Annotated in this window: 16 protein-coding genes; 11 read left to right on the top strand and 5 right to left on the bottom strand. The window is 73.2% G+C overall.

What is annotated here, in order from left to right:
* Positions 1-16 precede the first annotated feature (16 nt).
* A complete protein-coding gene (locus ACGFZ2_RS16990; protein WP_357702497.1) occupies positions 17-346 on the bottom strand; it encodes a hypothetical protein in 330 nt (109 codons plus the stop codon).
* A gap of 140 nt (positions 347-486) precedes the next feature.
* Here ACGFZ2_RS16990 and lpdA point away from each other — a divergent pair, with 140 nt between their 5' ends.
* The 7 genes from lpdA (at position 487) to ACGFZ2_RS16955 (ending at position 7,656) form a co-directional block, all read left to right on the top strand.
* Positions 487-1,917 carry a dihydrolipoyl dehydrogenase gene (lpdA, locus tag ACGFZ2_RS16985; RefSeq protein WP_393262966.1) on the top strand — a complete coding sequence of 477 codons (1,431 nt, stop codon included), beginning with the start codon at positions 487-489 and terminating at the stop codon, positions 1,915-1,917.
* A gap of 66 nt (positions 1,918-1,983) precedes the next feature.
* Positions 1,984-3,774: a 2-oxoglutarate dehydrogenase, E2 component, dihydrolipoamide succinyltransferase gene (gene sucB / locus ACGFZ2_RS16980; RefSeq protein WP_393454497.1), complete on the top strand. Its 1,791-nt coding sequence runs from the start codon at positions 1,984-1,986 to the stop codon at positions 3,772-3,774.
* Positions 3,775-4,006: 232 nt separating this feature from the next.
* Positions 4,007-5,338, top strand: coding sequence for a low temperature requirement protein A (locus tag ACGFZ2_RS16975; protein ID WP_393262970.1), 1,332 nt, complete (start codon positions 4,007-4,009; stop codon positions 5,336-5,338).
* A gap of 59 nt (positions 5,339-5,397) precedes the next feature.
* On the top strand, positions 5,398-5,667 hold the full coding sequence (locus tag ACGFZ2_RS16970; protein WP_357451152.1) for a type II toxin-antitoxin system prevent-host-death family antitoxin: 270 nt from the start codon (positions 5,398-5,400) through the stop codon (positions 5,665-5,667).
* The gene (locus ACGFZ2_RS16965; RefSeq protein WP_393262973.1) at positions 5,657-6,073 is read left to right on the top strand and encodes a type II toxin-antitoxin system VapC family toxin; all 417 of its coding nucleotides are present in this window, start codon (positions 5,657-5,659) and stop codon (positions 6,071-6,073) included. The genes ACGFZ2_RS16970 and ACGFZ2_RS16965 overlap by 11 nt, the downstream gene beginning before the upstream one ends.
* A 109-nt stretch (positions 6,074-6,182) precedes the next feature.
* Positions 6,183-6,677: a hemerythrin domain-containing protein gene (locus ACGFZ2_RS16960; RefSeq protein ID WP_393454494.1), complete on the top strand. Its 495-nt coding sequence runs from the start codon at positions 6,183-6,185 to the stop codon at positions 6,675-6,677.
* A 55-nt stretch (positions 6,678-6,732) separates the two neighbouring features.
* A complete protein-coding gene (locus ACGFZ2_RS16955; RefSeq protein ID WP_393454491.1) occupies positions 6,733-7,656 on the top strand; it encodes a TIGR03621 family F420-dependent LLM class oxidoreductase in 924 nt (307 codons plus the stop codon).
* Between the two features lie 32 nt (positions 7,657-7,688).
* On the opposite strand, the gene ACGFZ2_RS16950 is transcribed toward ACGFZ2_RS16955, so the two are convergent.
* A complete protein-coding gene (locus ACGFZ2_RS16950) occupies positions 7,689-7,916 on the bottom strand; it encodes a GntR family transcriptional regulator (RefSeq protein WP_393262978.1) in 228 nt (75 codons plus the stop codon).
* A 301-nt stretch (positions 7,917-8,217) separates the two neighbouring features.
* Between ACGFZ2_RS16950 and ACGFZ2_RS16945 the strand changes: the two genes are divergently transcribed.
* Entirely contained in the window at positions 8,218-9,117 is a 900-nt protein-coding gene (locus tag ACGFZ2_RS16945) for a TIGR01777 family oxidoreductase (protein WP_393454488.1), read from the top strand.
* Positions 9,118-9,226: 109 nt separating this feature from the next.
* Here ACGFZ2_RS16945 and ACGFZ2_RS16940 read toward each other — a convergent pair whose 3' ends face one another.
* A complete protein-coding gene (locus tag ACGFZ2_RS16940; RefSeq protein ID WP_393454485.1) occupies positions 9,227-10,438 on the bottom strand; it encodes an alpha/beta hydrolase family esterase in 1,212 nt (403 codons plus the stop codon).
* 162 nt (positions 10,439-10,600) lie between these two features.
* On the opposite strand from ACGFZ2_RS16940, the gene ACGFZ2_RS16935 reads away from it, so the two are divergent.
* The 3 genes from ACGFZ2_RS16935 to ACGFZ2_RS16925 all read left to right on the top strand — a co-directional run bounded on the left by ACGFZ2_RS16935 (position 10,601) and on the right by ACGFZ2_RS16925 (position 13,531).
* A complete protein-coding gene (locus tag ACGFZ2_RS16935; protein ID WP_393454482.1) occupies positions 10,601-12,421 on the top strand; it encodes a DUF3488 domain-containing protein in 1,821 nt (606 codons plus the stop codon).
* A 67-nt stretch (positions 12,422-12,488) separates the two neighbouring features.
* Positions 12,489-13,130 (top strand): lipoyl(octanoyl) transferase LipB, encoded by a 642-nt coding sequence (gene lipB / locus ACGFZ2_RS16930; protein ID WP_350707875.1) that lies wholly within the window; start codon positions 12,489-12,491, stop codon positions 13,128-13,130.
* Between the two features lie 8 nt (positions 13,131-13,138).
* Positions 13,139-13,531 (top strand): VOC family protein, encoded by a 393-nt coding sequence (locus ACGFZ2_RS16925; protein WP_393262987.1) that lies wholly within the window; start codon positions 13,139-13,141, stop codon positions 13,529-13,531.
* Positions 13,532-13,617: 86 nt separating this feature from the next.
* Here ACGFZ2_RS16925 and ACGFZ2_RS16920 read toward each other — a convergent pair whose 3' ends face one another.
* Together ACGFZ2_RS16920 and aspS are read right to left on the bottom strand one after the other, a co-directional pair.
* Positions 13,618-14,673 (bottom strand): FUSC family protein, encoded by a 1,056-nt coding sequence (locus ACGFZ2_RS16920; protein ID WP_393454479.1) that lies wholly within the window; start codon positions 14,671-14,673, stop codon positions 13,618-13,620.
* 20 nt (positions 14,674-14,693) lie between these two features.
* Positions 14,694-15,980: an aspartate--tRNA(Asn) ligase gene (aspS, locus tag ACGFZ2_RS16915; RefSeq protein ID WP_393262993.1), complete on the bottom strand. Its 1,287-nt coding sequence runs from the start codon at positions 15,978-15,980 to the stop codon at positions 14,694-14,696.
* Between the last annotated feature and the right edge of the window lie 312 nt (positions 15,981-16,292).

Below are 16,292 nucleotides of genomic sequence, written 5' to 3'. Positions count from 1 at the left end.
TGGCGGGGCCGCCGGGTCAGAACAGCTCGGGGCGGCGCTTGCGGCGCTCGTTGTAGTCCCGCATCCGCTGCGGGTAGCCCATCAGCCGGACGTCGTAGACGGGGATGCCCATCCGGTACGCGAAGCGGCGGGCGCCGTCCGGGCCGTCGATGCGGCGGCGGGTCCACTCGCCGTCGTCGGCGATCAGCATGACGGTGGTCTCGGTCACGGTCGTGCGGGGCTCGATGTACGCCTCGACCCCGCGCCGGCTCCGGACGAAGTTCTCCAGATGGTCCAGATCGGCGCGGTCGGCGGCGCGGTCCAGGCTCACGGCGCGGGCCTTCTTGCGTCGTCGGAACAGTCCCACCGGCCGTCTCCCCCAAGCTCCGTCATCGAAGGCAGTGCCCAGCGTACGTGTCTCGGACGTGTCGTTGGGCACCTCACTACGCGGCCTGTGCCCGGTGGTGACAAGATGACCGAGGTGGGGTGTGTCCGTGGCCCCCCGCCGTGACCCCCCGAAGCAGTGACGCGACCTGGGAGTTGGACGTGAGCGAGCCGAATGACGCAACCTTCGACATCGTCATCCTCGGAGGTGGCAGCGGCGGCTACGCGACCGCCCTGCGCGCCGTCCAGCTGGGCCTGACGGTCGCGCTGGTCGAGAAGGGCAAGCTCGGCGGGACCTGCCTGCACAACGGCTGCATCCCGACCAAGGCGCTGCTGCACGCCGCCGAGATCGCCGACCAGACCCGCGAGTCGGAGCAGTTCGGCGTGAAGGCCGAGCTGGTCGGGATCGACATGGCCGCGGTCAACTCGTACAAGGACGGCGTGGTCTCCCGCCTGTACAAGGGCCTGCAGGGCATGCTCAAGGGCAACAAGGCGATCACCATCGTCGAGGGTCACGGCAAGCTGGTCGGCAGCAACGTCGTCGAGGTCGACGGCAAGCGCTACACCGGCCGCAACGTCGTGCTGGCCTCCGGCTCGTACGCGAAGAGCCTGCCGGGCCTGGAGGTCGACGGCGAGCGGGTCATCACGAGCGACCACGCGCTGGTCCTGGACCGGGTGCCGTCCTCCGCGATCGTGCTCGGCGGCGGCGTGATCGGCGTCGAGTTCGCCAGCGTCTGGAAGTCCTTCGGGGTCGACGTCACGATCATCGAGGCGCTCCCCCGGCTGGTCGCCGCCGAGGACGAGGAGTCGTCGAAGGCGCTGGAGCGGGCCTTCCGCAAGCGGAAGATCAACTTCAAGGTCGGCAAGCCGTTCGAGAAGGTCGAGAAGACCGACAGCGGCGTCAGGGTGACCATCGCCGGCGGCGAGACCGTCGAGGCGGAGCTGCTGCTGGTCGCCGTCGGCCGTGGCCCGAACACGGCCGGCCTCGGCTACGAGGAGCAGGGCGTCAAGATGGACCGCGGCTACGTGCTGACCGACGAGCGGCTGCGCACGAGCGTGCCGAACGTCTACGCGGTCGGCGACATCGTGCCCGGCCTCCAGCTCGCCCACCGCGGCTTCCAGCAGGGCATCTTCGTCGCCGAGGAGATCGCCGGCCAGAACCCGGCCGTGATCGACGAGGCCGGCATCCCGCGGGTCACCTACTCCGACCCGGAGCTGGCGTCGGTCGGCCTGACCGAGGCGAAGGCCAAGGAGCAGTACGGCGCCGACAAGGTGAAGAGCTACAACTACAACCTGGGCGGCAACGGCAAGAGCCAGATCCTCAAGACGGCCGGCTTCGTCAAGCTCGTCCGGGTGGAGGACGGCCCCGTCGTCGGCGTGCACATGGTCGGCGCCCGGGTCGGTGAGATGGTCGGCGAGGCGCAGCTCATCTACAACTGGGAGGCGTACCCGGCCGAGGTGGCGCAGCTCGTGCACGCCCACCCGACGCAGAACGAGGCCCTGGGCGAGGCGCACCTGGCGCTCGCCGGCAAGCCGCTGCACGCACACGCCTGACCACGACAACCGCGGCGTCCGGCGACGGGCGATGATCCCACCAGGGGAATGAAGGAGTCTTAGAAGATGCCGGTATCGGTCACCATGCCCCGGCTCGGCGAGAGCGTCACCGAGGGCACCGTCACGCGCTGGCTCAAGCAGGAGGGCGACACCGTCGAGGTCGACGAGCCCCTGCTCGAGGTGTCGACCGACAAGGTCGACACCGAGATCCCGTCCCCGGCGGCGGGCGTGCTGAGCCGGATCGTGGTCGGCGAGGACGAGACCGCCGAGGTCGGCAGCGAGCTGGCCGTGATCGCCGGTGAGGGCGAGGCCGCCCCGCAGCAGGAGGAGCCGGCCGAGGAGGCCGCCGAGGCCGCCGCGGAGCCGCAGGCCGAGGCGGAGCAGCCGGCCGTCGAGGAGCCGCGGGCGCAGGCCGCCCCGGCACCGTCGGGCGAGGGCACCCCGGTCAAGATGCCGGCCCTCGGCGAGAGCGTCACCGAGGGTACGGTCACCCGCTGGCTCAAGCAGGTCGGCGAGACCGTCGAGGTGGACGAGCCGCTGCTGGAGGTCTCCACCGACAAGGTCGACACCGAGATCCCGTCGCCGGTCGCCGGCACCGTCCTGGAGATCAAGGTCGCCGAGGACGAGACCGCCGCGGTCGGCGCGGACCTGGCCGTGATCGGTGCCGCCGGCGCGGCCCCGGCCCCGGCCAAGCCCGAGCCGAAGCCGGCGCCCAAGGCCGAGCCGAAGCCCGAGCCGAAGGCCGAGGCCAAGCCGGAGCCCAAGGTCGAGGAGCCGACCCCGGGCCTGTCGTACAACGAGCCGGCGGCGGAGGCCGAGATCTCGGCGCGGCCGGCGCAGGCCGAGCAGAAGGCGATGCCGGCGGCCCCGGCCCCGCAGCGCCCGGCGGCGCCCGTCCAGGGCGGCGAGGAGGCGGCCGGCTACGTGACCCCGCTGGTGCGCAAGCTCGCCAGCGAGCACGGCGTCGACCTGGCCTCGGTCAACGGCACCGGCGTCGGCGGTCGCATCCGCAAGCAGGACGTGCTGGACGCGGCGGAGAAGGCCAAGGCGGCCAAGGCCGCGCCGGCCCCGGCGCAGCAGCCCGCCGCCGCGGCGGCCCCGGCCAAGCCGGCCGCCAGGCCGCAGCCGAGCGCGAAGCGCGGCACCACCGAGAAGCTGCCCCGGATCCGCGCCACCATTGCCAAGCGGATGCAGCAGTCGCTGCACGAGATGGCGCAGCTCACCACCGTGGTCGAGGTGGACGTCACCAGGATCGCCAAGCTGCGGGCCCGCGCCAAGGACGCGTTCCAGCAGCGGCACGGCGTGAAGCTGTCGTTCCTGCCGTTCTTCGCCCTGGCGGCCGTGGAGGCGTTGCAGACCTACCCGATCGTCAACGCCAGCATGGACCTGGAGGCGGGCACGATCACCTACCCCGACGCCGAGCACCTCGGCATCGCGGTGGACACGGAGCGCGGCCTGATGGTCCCGGTCATCCACGGCGCCGGCGACCTGAACCTGGGTGGCATCGCCAAGCGGATCGCCGACCTGGCCGAGCGCACCCGCACCAACAAGATCAGCCCGGACGAGATCGCGGGCGCGACCTTCACGCTGACCAACACCGGCAGCCGGGGCGCGCTGTTCGACACCCCGATCGTGCCGTCGCCGCAGTCGGCGATGCTCGGCACGGGTGCCGTGGTCAAGCGCCCGGTCGTGGTCAACGACCCGGAGCTGGGCGAGGTGGTCGCCGTCCGGTCGATGGTCTACCTGGCCCTGTCGTACGACCACCGACTGATCGACGGCGCGGACGCCGCCCGCTTCCTGGTCGCGGTCAAGGAGCGGCTGGAGGCCGGCAACTTCGAGGCCGAGCTGGGTCTGTAGTCCCGCACGACGCACAGCGGGCGCCCCGGTCACGGACCGGGGCGCCCTCGTCGTTCCCGACGTGGCTCGGACCTGCACGCCGCCGCCCCGCCAGCCCCGCCCACGCCCGACGCGCCCCGGCCCTGCCGGTACGGGAGCCGCCCTGCCGATGCGTCGCCCGCCCTGCCGACGCCGGGGCCGGCCGTGGCCCGAATCCGGCGCGGCGCGGCCGGGGCGCTGCGAGAGTGGGTTGGTGGGTGGCTTCCGGTGGCACGAGCGGTTGGGGCCTGCCGTCTCGATCGCCCCCGGCGCCCGGGTCGACCGGTTCGAGGTCTTCTTCGACCTGGTCTTCGTCTACTCGTTCTTCATCATCACCCGGGCGACCGCCGCCAACATCTCCGGCCGTCAGCTGCTGCACGCCCTGCTGGTGCTCGCCGTGCTCTGGTGGTGCTGGGTGGTGCACTGCGTGGTGGCCACCCGGGTCCGGCTGGGCGAGGGCTTCGTGCCGGTGCTGATGGTCGTCGGCATGGCCGCGCTGTTCTGCTTCGCGCTGTCCCTGCCGCAGGCGTTCGGCGACACGGAGGACGTGGCCGCCGGGCCGATGGTGGTCGCGTTGAGCTACGTGGTGATCCGCGGCGTACACCTGTTGCTGTACTGGCACATCGCGCGGGAGAAGCCCGGCGAGCGCCGGCTGCTGGCGAAGTACTCCCCCGAGCTGACGGTCAGCACCCTGCTGCTCACGGCCGCCGCGCTGATCCCGCCGCAGATCGACGACCCGGGCCGGGCCGTACTGGTGCGGGACGGGCTCTGGATCAGCGTCGTCCTGCTCCAGTACGGCATGGGCCTGGTGGCCGGCGCCTGGGGCTGGACGGTGACCTCCGCCGAGCACTGGACCGAACGGTACGACCTCATCCTGATCATCGCGCTGGGCGAGTCGGTCATCTCGGTCGGCGTCGGCAGCAACCTGCTCGGTCAGCCCCCGACCTGGCCCGCGGTGGCGGCGGCGGTGCTCGGCATATTCTTCACCGCCGCGCTGTGGTGGGCGCACTACGACGTGGTCGGCCCGGCCGCCCGGATCGCCCTGCACACGGCCGAGGGCCGGACCCGGGTGGCGATGGCCCGGGACGCGTACGCCTATCTCCACCTGCCGATGATCGCCGGGATCATCCTGTTCGCCCTCGGCGCGGAGGAGGTCGTGCGCGACATCGCCGACCCCGAGGTGCCGTACGCCGAGCCGACGCACGGGCCGGGCGTCCCGCTGCTGTTCGGCGGGGTGATCTGCTACCTCTCCTCGAACATGCTGTTCCAGGCGCGCACCCTGCACACCGTCTACTGGACCAGGGTCGGCGCGGTGCTGCTGCTCGCCGCCGCCATCCCGGTGGGCCTGGTGCTGCCGGGGCTGGCCACCCTCGCCCTGCTCACCGCCATCTGCGTCGGGCTGGTGGGGGTGGAGGTGGTGGTCAAGGCGAAGGAACGCCGCGCGCTGCGCGAGCGGGTCTTCGAGGAGAAGACCAGCCACGAGGCGTACGAGGCCGCCTGGCGGGCCCGCTGGCGCGAGCCCACCCCCGAGGAGCCGTCGACCTGACACCGCAAGGAATCCCGTCGGTCGTAGCACTTCGTAGCACGCCGACCTAGAATTGCTCCGTGGCAGAGCACGCTCATCGGGAGATCACGCAACGGGAGCTGCGCAACGAATCGGGCGCGATCATGCGTAACGTCGAGCGTGGCGAATCCTTCGTCATCACACGGAACGGCACGCCGATCGGAAAGCTCATCCCGCTGCGCCGGCGCACCTTCGTGCCGCGGGCCGAGGTGCTCGCCGCCTTCGCCACGGCCCCTGTGCTCGACGCCGAGGCATTCCGCGCAGACATCGACTCGTCGGTGGAGCAGGACCCGTTCAGCCGTGAGTGGTGAGCCGCCGGTTCGTGGCCTGATCGACACGAACATCGTGATCCACCTCAGCGCCCTGGGTCCCGAGGAACTGCCGGACGAGATGGTCATCAGTGCGGTGACACTTGCGGAACTGTCCGCAGGCCCGCACCACACCGACGACCGCGCCGAGCGGGCCCGACGGACCAGCGTTCTGCAACACGCCGAGGCCATGTTCGAGCCGCTACCCTTCGACGCCGAGGCGGCGCGGGCCTTCGGCATGATCACCAGTGCGGTGCTGGCCACCGGGCGCACCACCCGCCGTCGGCTGGCGGACCTGATGATCGCTTCCATCGCGTACGCGAACGGCCTGTCGCTCTACACCACCAACCCGAGCGACTTCCTGGGGCTGGAGGAGCTGGTCAGGATCATGCCCGTCCGGCGTCCCTGAACGGTTTCGTCGCACCCGCCCTCGCTGTATAGGCTGGCCGGCAGCGTCGCGGTGCACCCGGCAAGGAGACCGCCGAGGGCATGGAGGCGCGGGACAGCATGGGACACACGTGCATCCATCCACGCCGGACGTGCGCCTGCGGGCCTTCGGCAACCAACTGATCGAGATCCACCTCTGGCTCCGCGAGGAGCTCACCCTCATCCGCGACGGGCTGGGCGAGCCCGGCGTACGCCCCCGGGACCTGCGGACCCACTGCCTGGCCTTCTGCGCGGCGCTGACCCGGCACCACACCGGCGAGGACGCCGGGGCGTTCCGGGTGCTGGCCGACCGCGTCCCCGAGCTGGCCCCGGTGCTGCGCGAGCTGGAAGCCGACCACCACGTGGTGGCCGGAATCCTGCGCCGGGTCGAGGAGCTGGCCGACGCCGCCGCGCCGCCGGCCGAGGTGCGGGCCGAGCTGGACACGCTCGCCGCGCTGCTCGAATCGCACTTCGTCTACGAGGAGAAGAAGCTGGTCGACGCGCTCAACGCGCTGACCGACGGCACCACCGAAGGGCTCCTCGGGGTCCCCGTCCCGCCGCTCGACCCCGAGCAGGTCTGCCGGTAGCAGAATTGCCGGCGTCGGGTTGGCCGGGCGGCCCCGGGCCCGGCAGGGTGGGCGTATGGCGATCTTCTCCCTCCAGGCAACCCCGTCCGACGGCCCGGGCTGGCTGGACCTGGCCCGGCGGGCCGAGGCGGCCGGTTTCGACACCCTGTCCACCGCCGACCACCCCGGCAGGACGACGTCGCCGTTCGTCGCCCTGGCCGCCGCGGCGGCGGTGACGTCGACGATCAAGCTGGGCTCGTACGTCTCCAACGCCGGGATCCGGGAGCCCATGCTGCTCGCGTCGGACGTGGCCACCCTCGACCTGCTCTCCGGCGGCCGGGCCCGGCTCGGCCTCGGCGCCGGCCACACCCCGGCCGAGTGGCACGCGGTCGGGCGGGAGCGCCCCGACGTCGCCGGTCGGGTGCGCCGCTGCCTGGCCGTCGCCGAGGCCGTCCGCGCGCTGCTCGACGGCGAGGAGGTCACCGTCGACTCCCCCGACCTGGTCGTGCGGGCCGCGCGGCTGGAGACGCCGCGACCGGTGCAGCGGCGTGTCCCGCTCACCCTCGGCACGGCGAACTCGGCGATGCTGCGCTGGGCCGGCGCGCACGCCGACATCGTCGGGCTGGCCGGCCTGGGGCGCACCCTGCCCGACGGCTACATGCACGAGGTGCGCTGGCGCGAGGCGGACATCGAGGCACAGCTGGCCTGCGTCGCGGCCGGGGCGGCCGGTCGGGCCGAGCCGCCGGCGCTGGAGGCGCTCGTGCAGCTGGTCGCCGTCACCGACGACGCCGAGGCCGCCACCGCCCAGTTCGCCCGGGACACCGGCCTGACCGCCGCCGAGCTGCTGGCCACGCCGTTCGTGCTGGCCGGCACCGAGGACGAGATCGTCGCGGCGGTCGCCGCGCACCGGCGCCGCTGGGGCGTCACCCGGTTCGTCGTCCGCGTCGACGCCCTCGACCCGCTCACCCCCGTAATGGCCCGCCTGGCCGCCGCCGGCTGAGCCACCGACTTTCGGATACGGGTGCGGCGAGGTCAGGCCGTCGGCTGCTCGGCAACGAACACGCCGACGCCGTGCACGCCCTCCACGAGCCCCTGCGTCTGGAGCACCAGGATCGCCTGACGCACGACCGTCTGCGACACACCGTGCTCTTCCTTGAGCTGCGCGGTGGACGGCAGCTTGTCTCCCGGCGCCCACTCTCCTGACTCGATCCGGGCACGGATGTGGTCGGCGAGCTGCGCCCATTTCGGCTTGGCGGGCATTCACACTCCCAGGTCTGCACCGCCATTCGACCATGAACAACTTGGCACGACAAGTAAGGACAAGTTGAGCCTTTCTTTGTACAACATGTCGTGCAAAGCTCTCGTTGACTGGTTCCCAGGTCTGCAAACCGGAGCTGGTCGTCCCGTGAAACGCGCCCGGCCGGCCCGATCCCCCGAGGTCGGCCGGGTGCCACGCAGCCGGTGCGAGGGGTGGCGACCCCCGTGACCTCTTGGCCCGCAGCCCCCGGACGGTGACCGGCTCTACACGTCCGGCTCGGCGTCCGTACCCGAAGATATGAGCATGCGGATCCTCATGGCCGGTGCGTCCGGCTTCCTCGGCACCCGGCTGGTCGACCGGCTCACGGCGGACGGGCACCAGGTCACCCGACTGGTCCGCCGGCCACCGCGCGCCCCCGACGAGCGGCAGTGGGACCCGGCCGCCGCGCAGCTCGACCCGGCGACGGTGGCGGAGGCGGACGCGGTGGTCAACCTGGCCGGCGCGGGCGTCGGCGACCGTCGGTGGAACGACGGGTACCGGCAGGTGATCCGGTCGAGCCGGGTCGACACGACCACCGCCCTGGCGATCACCATCGCCGGGCTGCCCGACGGCGACCGGCCGAGGGTGTTGCTCAACTCCTCGGCGGTCGGCTGGTACGGCAACACCGGCGACCGGACGGTCGAGGAGGACGCCCCGGCCGGCGAGGGCTTCCTGGCCGACGTCTGCCGGGTCTGGGAGGCCGCGACGCGCCCGGCCGAGGACGCGGGCGTACGCGTGGTGCGGCTGCGCACCGGGCTGCCGCTGCACCGCGACGGCGGGCTGCTGAAGCCGCAGTTGCTGCCGTTCCGGCTGGGGATCGCCGGCCGGCTCGGCAGCGGCCGGCAGTGGCTGCCGTGGATCTCGCTGGTCGACTGGCTGGACGCCGTGGTGTTCCTGCTGGCCCGTGACGACGTCGCCGGGCCGGTCAACGTGGTCGGGCCGGCCCCGGTGACCAACGCCGACTTCACCCGCGAGCTGGCCCGGCAGTTGCGTCGGCCGGCGATCATCCCGATCCCGGCGCTGGCGTTGAAGGTGGCGCTCGGCGGCTTCGCCCACGAGGCGCTGACCAGCACCCGGGTCCTCCCCGGCGTGCTCACCGAGGCCGGCTTCACGTTCCGCCACCCCGACCTGGCCGCCGCCCTGCACGCCGCACTACACAACTGACAATCCCCACTCCCCGACCCTCCCCCAACCCGGTTGATCATGAAGTTGTTGCCACGACACGTCGGGCGGGGTGGCAACAACTTCATGATCAACGCGCGGTGAGGGAGGATCAGCAGCCGACGACCCAGTGGTTGGGGCCGGTCTGACTGAGGGTGCTGGTGTAGAAGGTGTTGTAGAGGCCCATCCGCTGGTTCGAGCCGTTGGCGTAGGCGTAGCCGCCGGACTGGTAGGCGCGGCCGGCGCCGACGTGCGCGTAGTTGCTGGCGGTCACGCAGGTCGGCGCGGTGGTCGGGCTCGCCGTCGGGGAGGCCGTGGGGCTCGCCGTCGCCGTCGGGCTGGGCTGGGTCCCGCCGTCCAGGCCGAAGAAGACCGCGTCGTGGTACGCGGAGCAGATGGTGTCCAGGATGTACGGGGCGGTGGTGCCGCACTGGTCGGGGGCCGAGCCGGGGTCGACCGGGGTGCCGTGGCCCATGCCGGAGATCCGGTAGACCCGCACGTCGTTGTTGCCGTACACCTCGAGGCTGGTGTTGGCCGGCAGCGACGCGGTGCTGGTCGGGGTCTGCGAGACGCCCCGGACGTTGGTCCACTGGTCGCGCAGCTCGGTGGCGTTGGCCGGCACGACGGTGAAGTCCGAGGTGCCGTGCCAGATGGCGACCCGGGGGCGCGGGCCGGTGTGCCCGGGGTGGGCGGCCCGGACCAGGTTGCCCCACTCCTGCGGGGTCTTGTTCACCCCCTGGAACTGGCAGGCGTTGGTGGTGGCGGGCGGCGAGCAGCGGTACGGCAGGCCGGCGATGACGGAGCCGGCGGAGAAGACGTCCGGGTAGGTGGCGAGCATGACCGCGCTCATCCCCCCGCCGGCGGAGAGCCCGCTGACGAAGACCCGGCCCGGGTCGGTGCCGTAGTTGTTCCTGGCGTAGTCGACCATCTGCTTGATCGACAGCGCCTCGCCGGAGCCCCGCGTGATGTCCTGCTCCACGAACCAGTTAAAGCAGCTCAGCTGCTGGTTGGCGCTGGACTGCTGCGGCACGATCAGGGCGAACCTCCACTGGTCGGCGTACTTGCGCCAGCCGGAGTTGGCGAAGTAGCCGGAGGCGTCCTGGGTGCAGCCGTGCAGCAGCACGACCGCCGGCGCTCCGGCCGGGAGGTTGTCCGGCCGGTATGCGTACATGGCGAGGTTGCCGGGGTTGGAGCCGAAGCCGGTGACCTGGGTGAGGGTGGCGGCCTGGGCGGGGGCGGCGAGGGTCACGACCGCGGTGGCGGCGAGGACCAGCCCGGCGACCGCACCGGTCAGCCGGGTGAGCAGGGACGAGGAGCGGCGCACGGGGGCCTCCTGGGGACGGGTTGTGAACTGGGTCACCCGCGAATTGCCGCGACGTTACGTCGATGTGTCGATGGTGTGACATGGGCCACGGTCACACATTCGCTGTCGGGAGGATGTGCGTCCTGACCGGCGTGTCCAGGTCCGGTTGGTAACGTCCGCTGCGTGCCGACCTCCCCGTCCCTGGCGCCCTCGCCGGCCTCGCCGCCCCGTGTCGTCCGCGACCGCCGGGCCGACCTGATCGTGGCGCTGGTCGCGCTGGCGCTCGCCGTCTGGGTGACCAGCGGGCTGTGGCGGGACCCGAACGTCCGCGCCATCACGGTCAACTCCAGCGACCAGGCGCTCTTCGAGTGGCTGCTGGCCTTCGGCGGCCACACGGTGACCCACGGCGACGACCCGCTCTTCACCCACCTGGTCAACGTCCCGGACGGGGTGAACCTCGCGGTCAACACCTCGATCACCGTGTACGCGGTGGTCTTCGCCCCCCTGACGTACCTGATCGGGCCGCCGGCCACGTTCCTGGTGATCCTCACCCTCAACCTGGCCGCCACCGCGCTCGCCTGGTACTGGCTGTTCTCCCGGCACCTGGCCCGCAGCCCGCTCGCCGCCGCGGTCGGCGGGTTGTTCATCGGCTTCTCCCCCGGCATGGTGTCGCACGCCAACGCCCACCTGAACTGGACCGCCGGCTGGTTGGTGCCGCTGCTGGTCTGGCGGACGTTCGCCCTGCGCCGCTCCCGGCGCCCGCTGCGCGACGGCGCGATCCTCGGCGCGCTCGTCGCCGTCGCCTTCTCCATCGCCGCCGAGGGGCTCTTCTTCACCGCGCTGGCGCTCGGCGTCTTCGTGGCCGTCTGGGCGCTGCACCCGGCCCACCGCGCCGAGGCCCGGGCGGTGCTGCCGACCTTCCTGCGCGGGCTCGGGGTGACCGCCGTGGTCGCCGGGGTGCTGCTGGCGTACCCGCTCTGGCTGCACTTCGCCGGCCCGCAGCGCTTCCACGGCACCGGCTTCGACGCGGTCATCCACTCCGAGGACGTCGTCGCGTTCGGGGCGTACCCGCGCCGCTCGCTGGCCGGGGAGGTGGGGCTGGGCACCCGGCTGGCGCCGAACCCGACGGAGGAGAACTCGTTCTTCGGGATCCCGCTGCTGCTGCTCGCCGTCGCCTGCCTCGTGGCGCTGTGGCGCCGGGCCGACGCGGGCCGGCGGGCGACGCTGTGGGCGCTGGGCGTGACCGCCGTGGTCTTCACCGTGCTCTCCTTCGGCCCCGAGGCCAAGGTCGACGGGCACCGCGCCGACCTGCCGATGCCGTTCGACCTGCTCGGGCACCTGCCGGTGATGAACGCCGCCCTGCCCGCCCGGCTGGCGCTGGTGGTGGCGCCGGTGATCGGGGTGCTGCTCGCGTACACCGTCGACCGGCTGCGGGCCGAGCCGCCCCGGCGCCGCCCGGCGCGGCTGGCCTGGTGGGCCGGGTTCGCGGTGGCGCTGGTGCCGCTGCTGCCGACCCCGCTGCTGACCATCGAACGCGAGCCGATCCCGCGCTTCATCACCGCCGGCACCTGGCGCGAGTACGTCTCCCCGGGCGGGGTGCTGACCCCCGTGCCGCTGACCCTCGACGTCTATCCCGACGGGCAGCGCTGGCAGGCGTACGCGCTGGCGCACCGGCAGGGCGAGTTCGCCATCCCCTCCGGCTTCTTCCTCGGCCCGGGCGGCCCGGACGGCCGGGGCCGGATCGGTCCGCCGCCGCGCCCGTTCAGCGCGATGGTCGACGAGGCCGGTCGGAGCGGGCTGGTGCCGATCATCACCGAGGGCAGCATCCAGGAGGCCCGCGCCGACCTGCGGCACTGGCGGATCGAGACGGTGGTGCTGGCCGACGAGGTGCACGGGGCGAAGTGGCCGGTCGACGAGGAGGCGGTCCGCCGCACCGTGACCGCGTTGCTCGGCCCGCCCGAGCGGGTGGACGACGTCTGGCTGTGGCGGGTCCCGCAGGGATGAGCGCCGTGGTGCCGTGGTGAGCCGCGTCACCGCAGGTGACCGGCCGGTACGGGGCTAGGCTTGGCGCGTGAGCACGACGACTTCCGGCCTCACGGCCGTCCGCGCCGGTCTCCTCGACTACCAGGCCGCCTGGGACGAGCAGCGCCGGCTGCACGAATCGGTGGTGGCCGGCGAGCGGGGCGACACGGTGCTGCTGCTGGAGCACCCGAGCGTCTACACCGCCGGCAAGCGCACCGAGCCGTGGGACCGGCCCATGGACGGCACGCCGGTCGTCGACGTCGACCGGGGCGGCAAGATCACCTGGCACGGCCCGGGGCAGCTCGTGGGCTACCCGATCGTGCGGCTGCCCGACCCGGTGGACGTGGTCGCCTACGTGCGCCGCACCGAGCAACTGCTGATCGACGTCTGCGCCGAGTTCGGGCTGGCCGCCGGCCGGGTCGACGGGCGCAGCGGGGTCTGGGTGCCGGAGGACGACCGGGGCCCGGCCCGCAAGGTCGCCGCCATCGGCATCCGGGTCGCCCGCGGGGTCACCCTGCACGGCTTCTCGATCAACTGCGACTGCGACCTGGGCCACTTCGACCGGATCGTGCCCTGCGGCATCCGCGACGCCGGCGTCACCTCGCTTACCGCCGAGCTGGGCCGCCCGGTCACCGTGGCCGACGTGCTGCCGGTGGTCGAGCGCCACCTGCCGGCCCTCGTCGCGGCCTGACGCCGCCCGTGCGGATCGATCTCGTCACCGTCGTCGTCGCCGAGTACGACCCGGCCATCGACTTCTTCACCGAGGTGCTCGGCTTCGACCTGGTCGAGGACTCGCCGTCGCTGACCAACGACGGCCGCCCGAAGCGCTGGGTCGTCGTCCGACCGCCCGGCGCGCAGACCGGGCTGCTGCTGGCCCGCGCCGACGGCGAGCGGCAGGCGCAGGCCGTCGGCGAACAGGTCGCCGGCCGGGTCGGCTTCTTCCTCCAGGTCGACGACTTCGACGCCACCCACCGCCGGATGGTCGAGGCGCGCGTCGAGTTCGTGCGGCCGCCGCGCACCGAGCCGTACGGCCGGGTGGCGGTCTTCCGCGACATCGCCGGCAACCTCTGGGACCTCCTCGGCCCGGCCTGACCGGCAGCGGGACGCGCCGCCACTCACGCTGCCCCGGCCCGGCCTGACCGCCGACGGGCACCGGGCACCCGCCCACGCCCCGGCGGTCAGACCTGATCGGCCGGTTCGGGCGGGTGCTCCGGCGCACCGCCGCGGCGCCGGAGCCAGGGCTGGCACAGGACGACGGCCCCGCCGATGGCGGCGCCGATCACCGTCTCGACGCCCCGGTCGACGAGTAGCGACCCCACCGGGCGGGCCGCCGCGAGCTGACCCATCAGCAGGGCCATCGGCGTGATGAACAGCAGCGCCAGCCCGTAGTTGCGCCCCACCAGCAGCTCGGTGACGATCTGGAGCGCCGCCACCACCAGGACGGTGGCGACCGGCGAGAACCCCGGCGCGAGCAGGGCCGCGCTGGTCAGCAGCCCGAGCAGGGTGCCGACGATCCGGTGCCCGGCGCGCACCAGCTGGGCGGTGACGCCCCGGGCGCTGAGCGGCACCACCGCCGCCACCATCGCCCAGTACGGGTGCCCGATCCCGATGGCCGTCGCCGCGCCGCCGGCCAGCACCACGGCGACGGCGTAGCGGACCGGCTCCCAGGTCCACACGTGGCGTAGCCGCGCGGGCCGGCTCCGCTGCCGCCGCAGGACGCTGCCGACGGCACCGATGAGCAGCGCGAACAGGCTGCTGAGCCCGGCCACGGCCGCCGCGGTCGGCACGTCGGAGACCGCGTGCGGCACCGACGCCGCGGCGCCGAACCCGAAGACGAGGAAGAGCGGTCCCGGCGGGTGCCAGTCCTGCGCGGCGGCGAGCACGGCACCCGCCGCCGCGACGGCCGCCGCGGTCGGCACCGCGACCCACGCGCGCGCCTCCAGGGAGCCGACCAGCACCCCGAGCACCACCGACGCGGTGAGGGCCGCCCCGGCGCTCGCCTGCATCGCCGCCCGGGACAGGTGCACGTGGTTGCGCCCGTAGAGCGAGGTGAACGCGCCGAACGCGGCGTACAGGGACCAGTCCGGGTGGCCGGCCGCCAGCACCGCGAGCAGCGGCACGAGGACGCTGACGCCGGCCCGCAACGCGACCCGGTGGGCACCGTGTGCCTCGCGGAGGTGCAGCAGGTCGCGCAGCGTCGCCCGGAACCGCTCGCCCATCACCTTCCACCGCACCCCCACTCCTTCATATACGGCTACGGGGTGAGCCGGTGCAGGTCGCGTGGGAAGGCGGTCACCTCCCGGACGTTGGCCGCGCCGGTCAGCCGCGCCACGAAGCGCTCCAGCCCGATGGCGAAACCGCCGTGCGGCGGCATCCCGTGCCGGAACGCGTCGACGTAGCCGGCGTACGGCTCGACGGGCTCGCCGCGCGCCGCGAGCGCCGCCAGGTAGTCGGCGTGCCGGTGCAGCCGCTGCCCGCCCGTCACCAGCTCCAACCCCCGGAACAGCAGGTCGAACCCGTTGGAGTACGCGGGCCGCGCCGGGTCGGGATGGGTGTAGAAGGGCCGCTTCGCCATCGGGTAGCCGGTGACGAAGAGGAACTCGGAGCCGTGCTCCCGCCGCGCCCACTCCCCCAGCGCCCGCTCGTGCGCCGGGGCGAGGTCCGGCTCGTCGGCCGGCGCGCCGGCGATCTCCAGGGCCTCGGTGAAGTGCACGGCGGGGATCTCCGCCGGCACCTCGGGGGCCTCGACGCCGAGCGTGGCGAGCGCGGAGCCGGCCCGCCCGCGTACCGCGTCGAGCATGCCGGCCACCGTATGCCGCAGCACGGCCATCACGTCCCGGTGGTCGGTGACGAAGCCGAGTTCGGCGTCGAGCGAGGTGTACTGCGCCAGGTGCCGCACCGTGTCGTGCGGCTCCGCCCGGAACACCGGCCCGACCTCGTAGACCCGCTCGAAGACGCCAACCATGAGCTGCTTGTAGAACTGCGGCGACTGGGCCAGGTACGCGGGCCGTCCGAACCAGTCCAGCGCGAACACGTTCGCCCCGCTCTCGGTGGACGAGCCGACCACCTTCGGCGTGTGGATCTCCACGAAGTCGCGGGCGTCGAGCGCGGCGCGGAAGCCGGCCACCGCCGCCGCCGAGACGCGCAGCGCCGCCGAACGGGTCGGGTGGCGCAGCGCCACGGGCGCGTGGTCGAGCTGGGTGGGCAGGCTCGCGGTCAGGGCCGGCCGGTAGAGGTCGAACGGCGGCGGCACGGCGGGCGGGCCGAGTGGTCGTACGGTCGGCTCGGCGACCTCGACCCCGGCGGGGGCGGTCGGGTTCGCGACCACCGTGCCGGTGACCTCGACGACCGTCTCCTCGGTCAGTTTCTCCAGGTCGGCGCGGACGGCCGGGTCGGCGACCACCACCTGGGCGAGGCCGGCGGCGTCCCGGACGATCAGGAACGCCACCGACTTGAGCAGCCGGCGGCGGTGCACCCAGCCGGCGATCCGGACGGTTGCGCCGACATGGGCGGAGAGCTGGTGGGAAAGGATGCGTTGCACGGCGGTTACCTCCTCGATCAATCGCAACGCGATCCCCGGGAGGTGTGGGCGAGCGGGAGCCTCGCGGTGCCACCACACCTTCGCCCCCGCTGACGGGGGCCTCGTTTCGTCGCCTTTTCACCGGGGCCAGCCGGGCGGGCTCTACTTGGCGTGGTTAGGAAGGGCCCCCTCCTCTACCGGAGGCGTTAGAAAGGTGCCCTTCCTTACACGCCGTTCTTCCCGCAGCTCGGGAGGGTCTTCGCGGTCCGGCGCCAGACCGCCTCACAGCAACCGGCGGCTCTCTCGGCTGGCGGATCGGGCCGCTACTCGGCT

It is taken from the genome of Micromonospora sp. NPDC048063 (assembly GCF_043202855.1).
GTDB lineage: Bacteria > Actinomycetota > Actinomycetes > Mycobacteriales > Micromonosporaceae > Micromonospora.
Note: the sequence above shows the minus strand (reverse complement) of the source record. Positions and strands in the feature narration are given on the sequence as shown.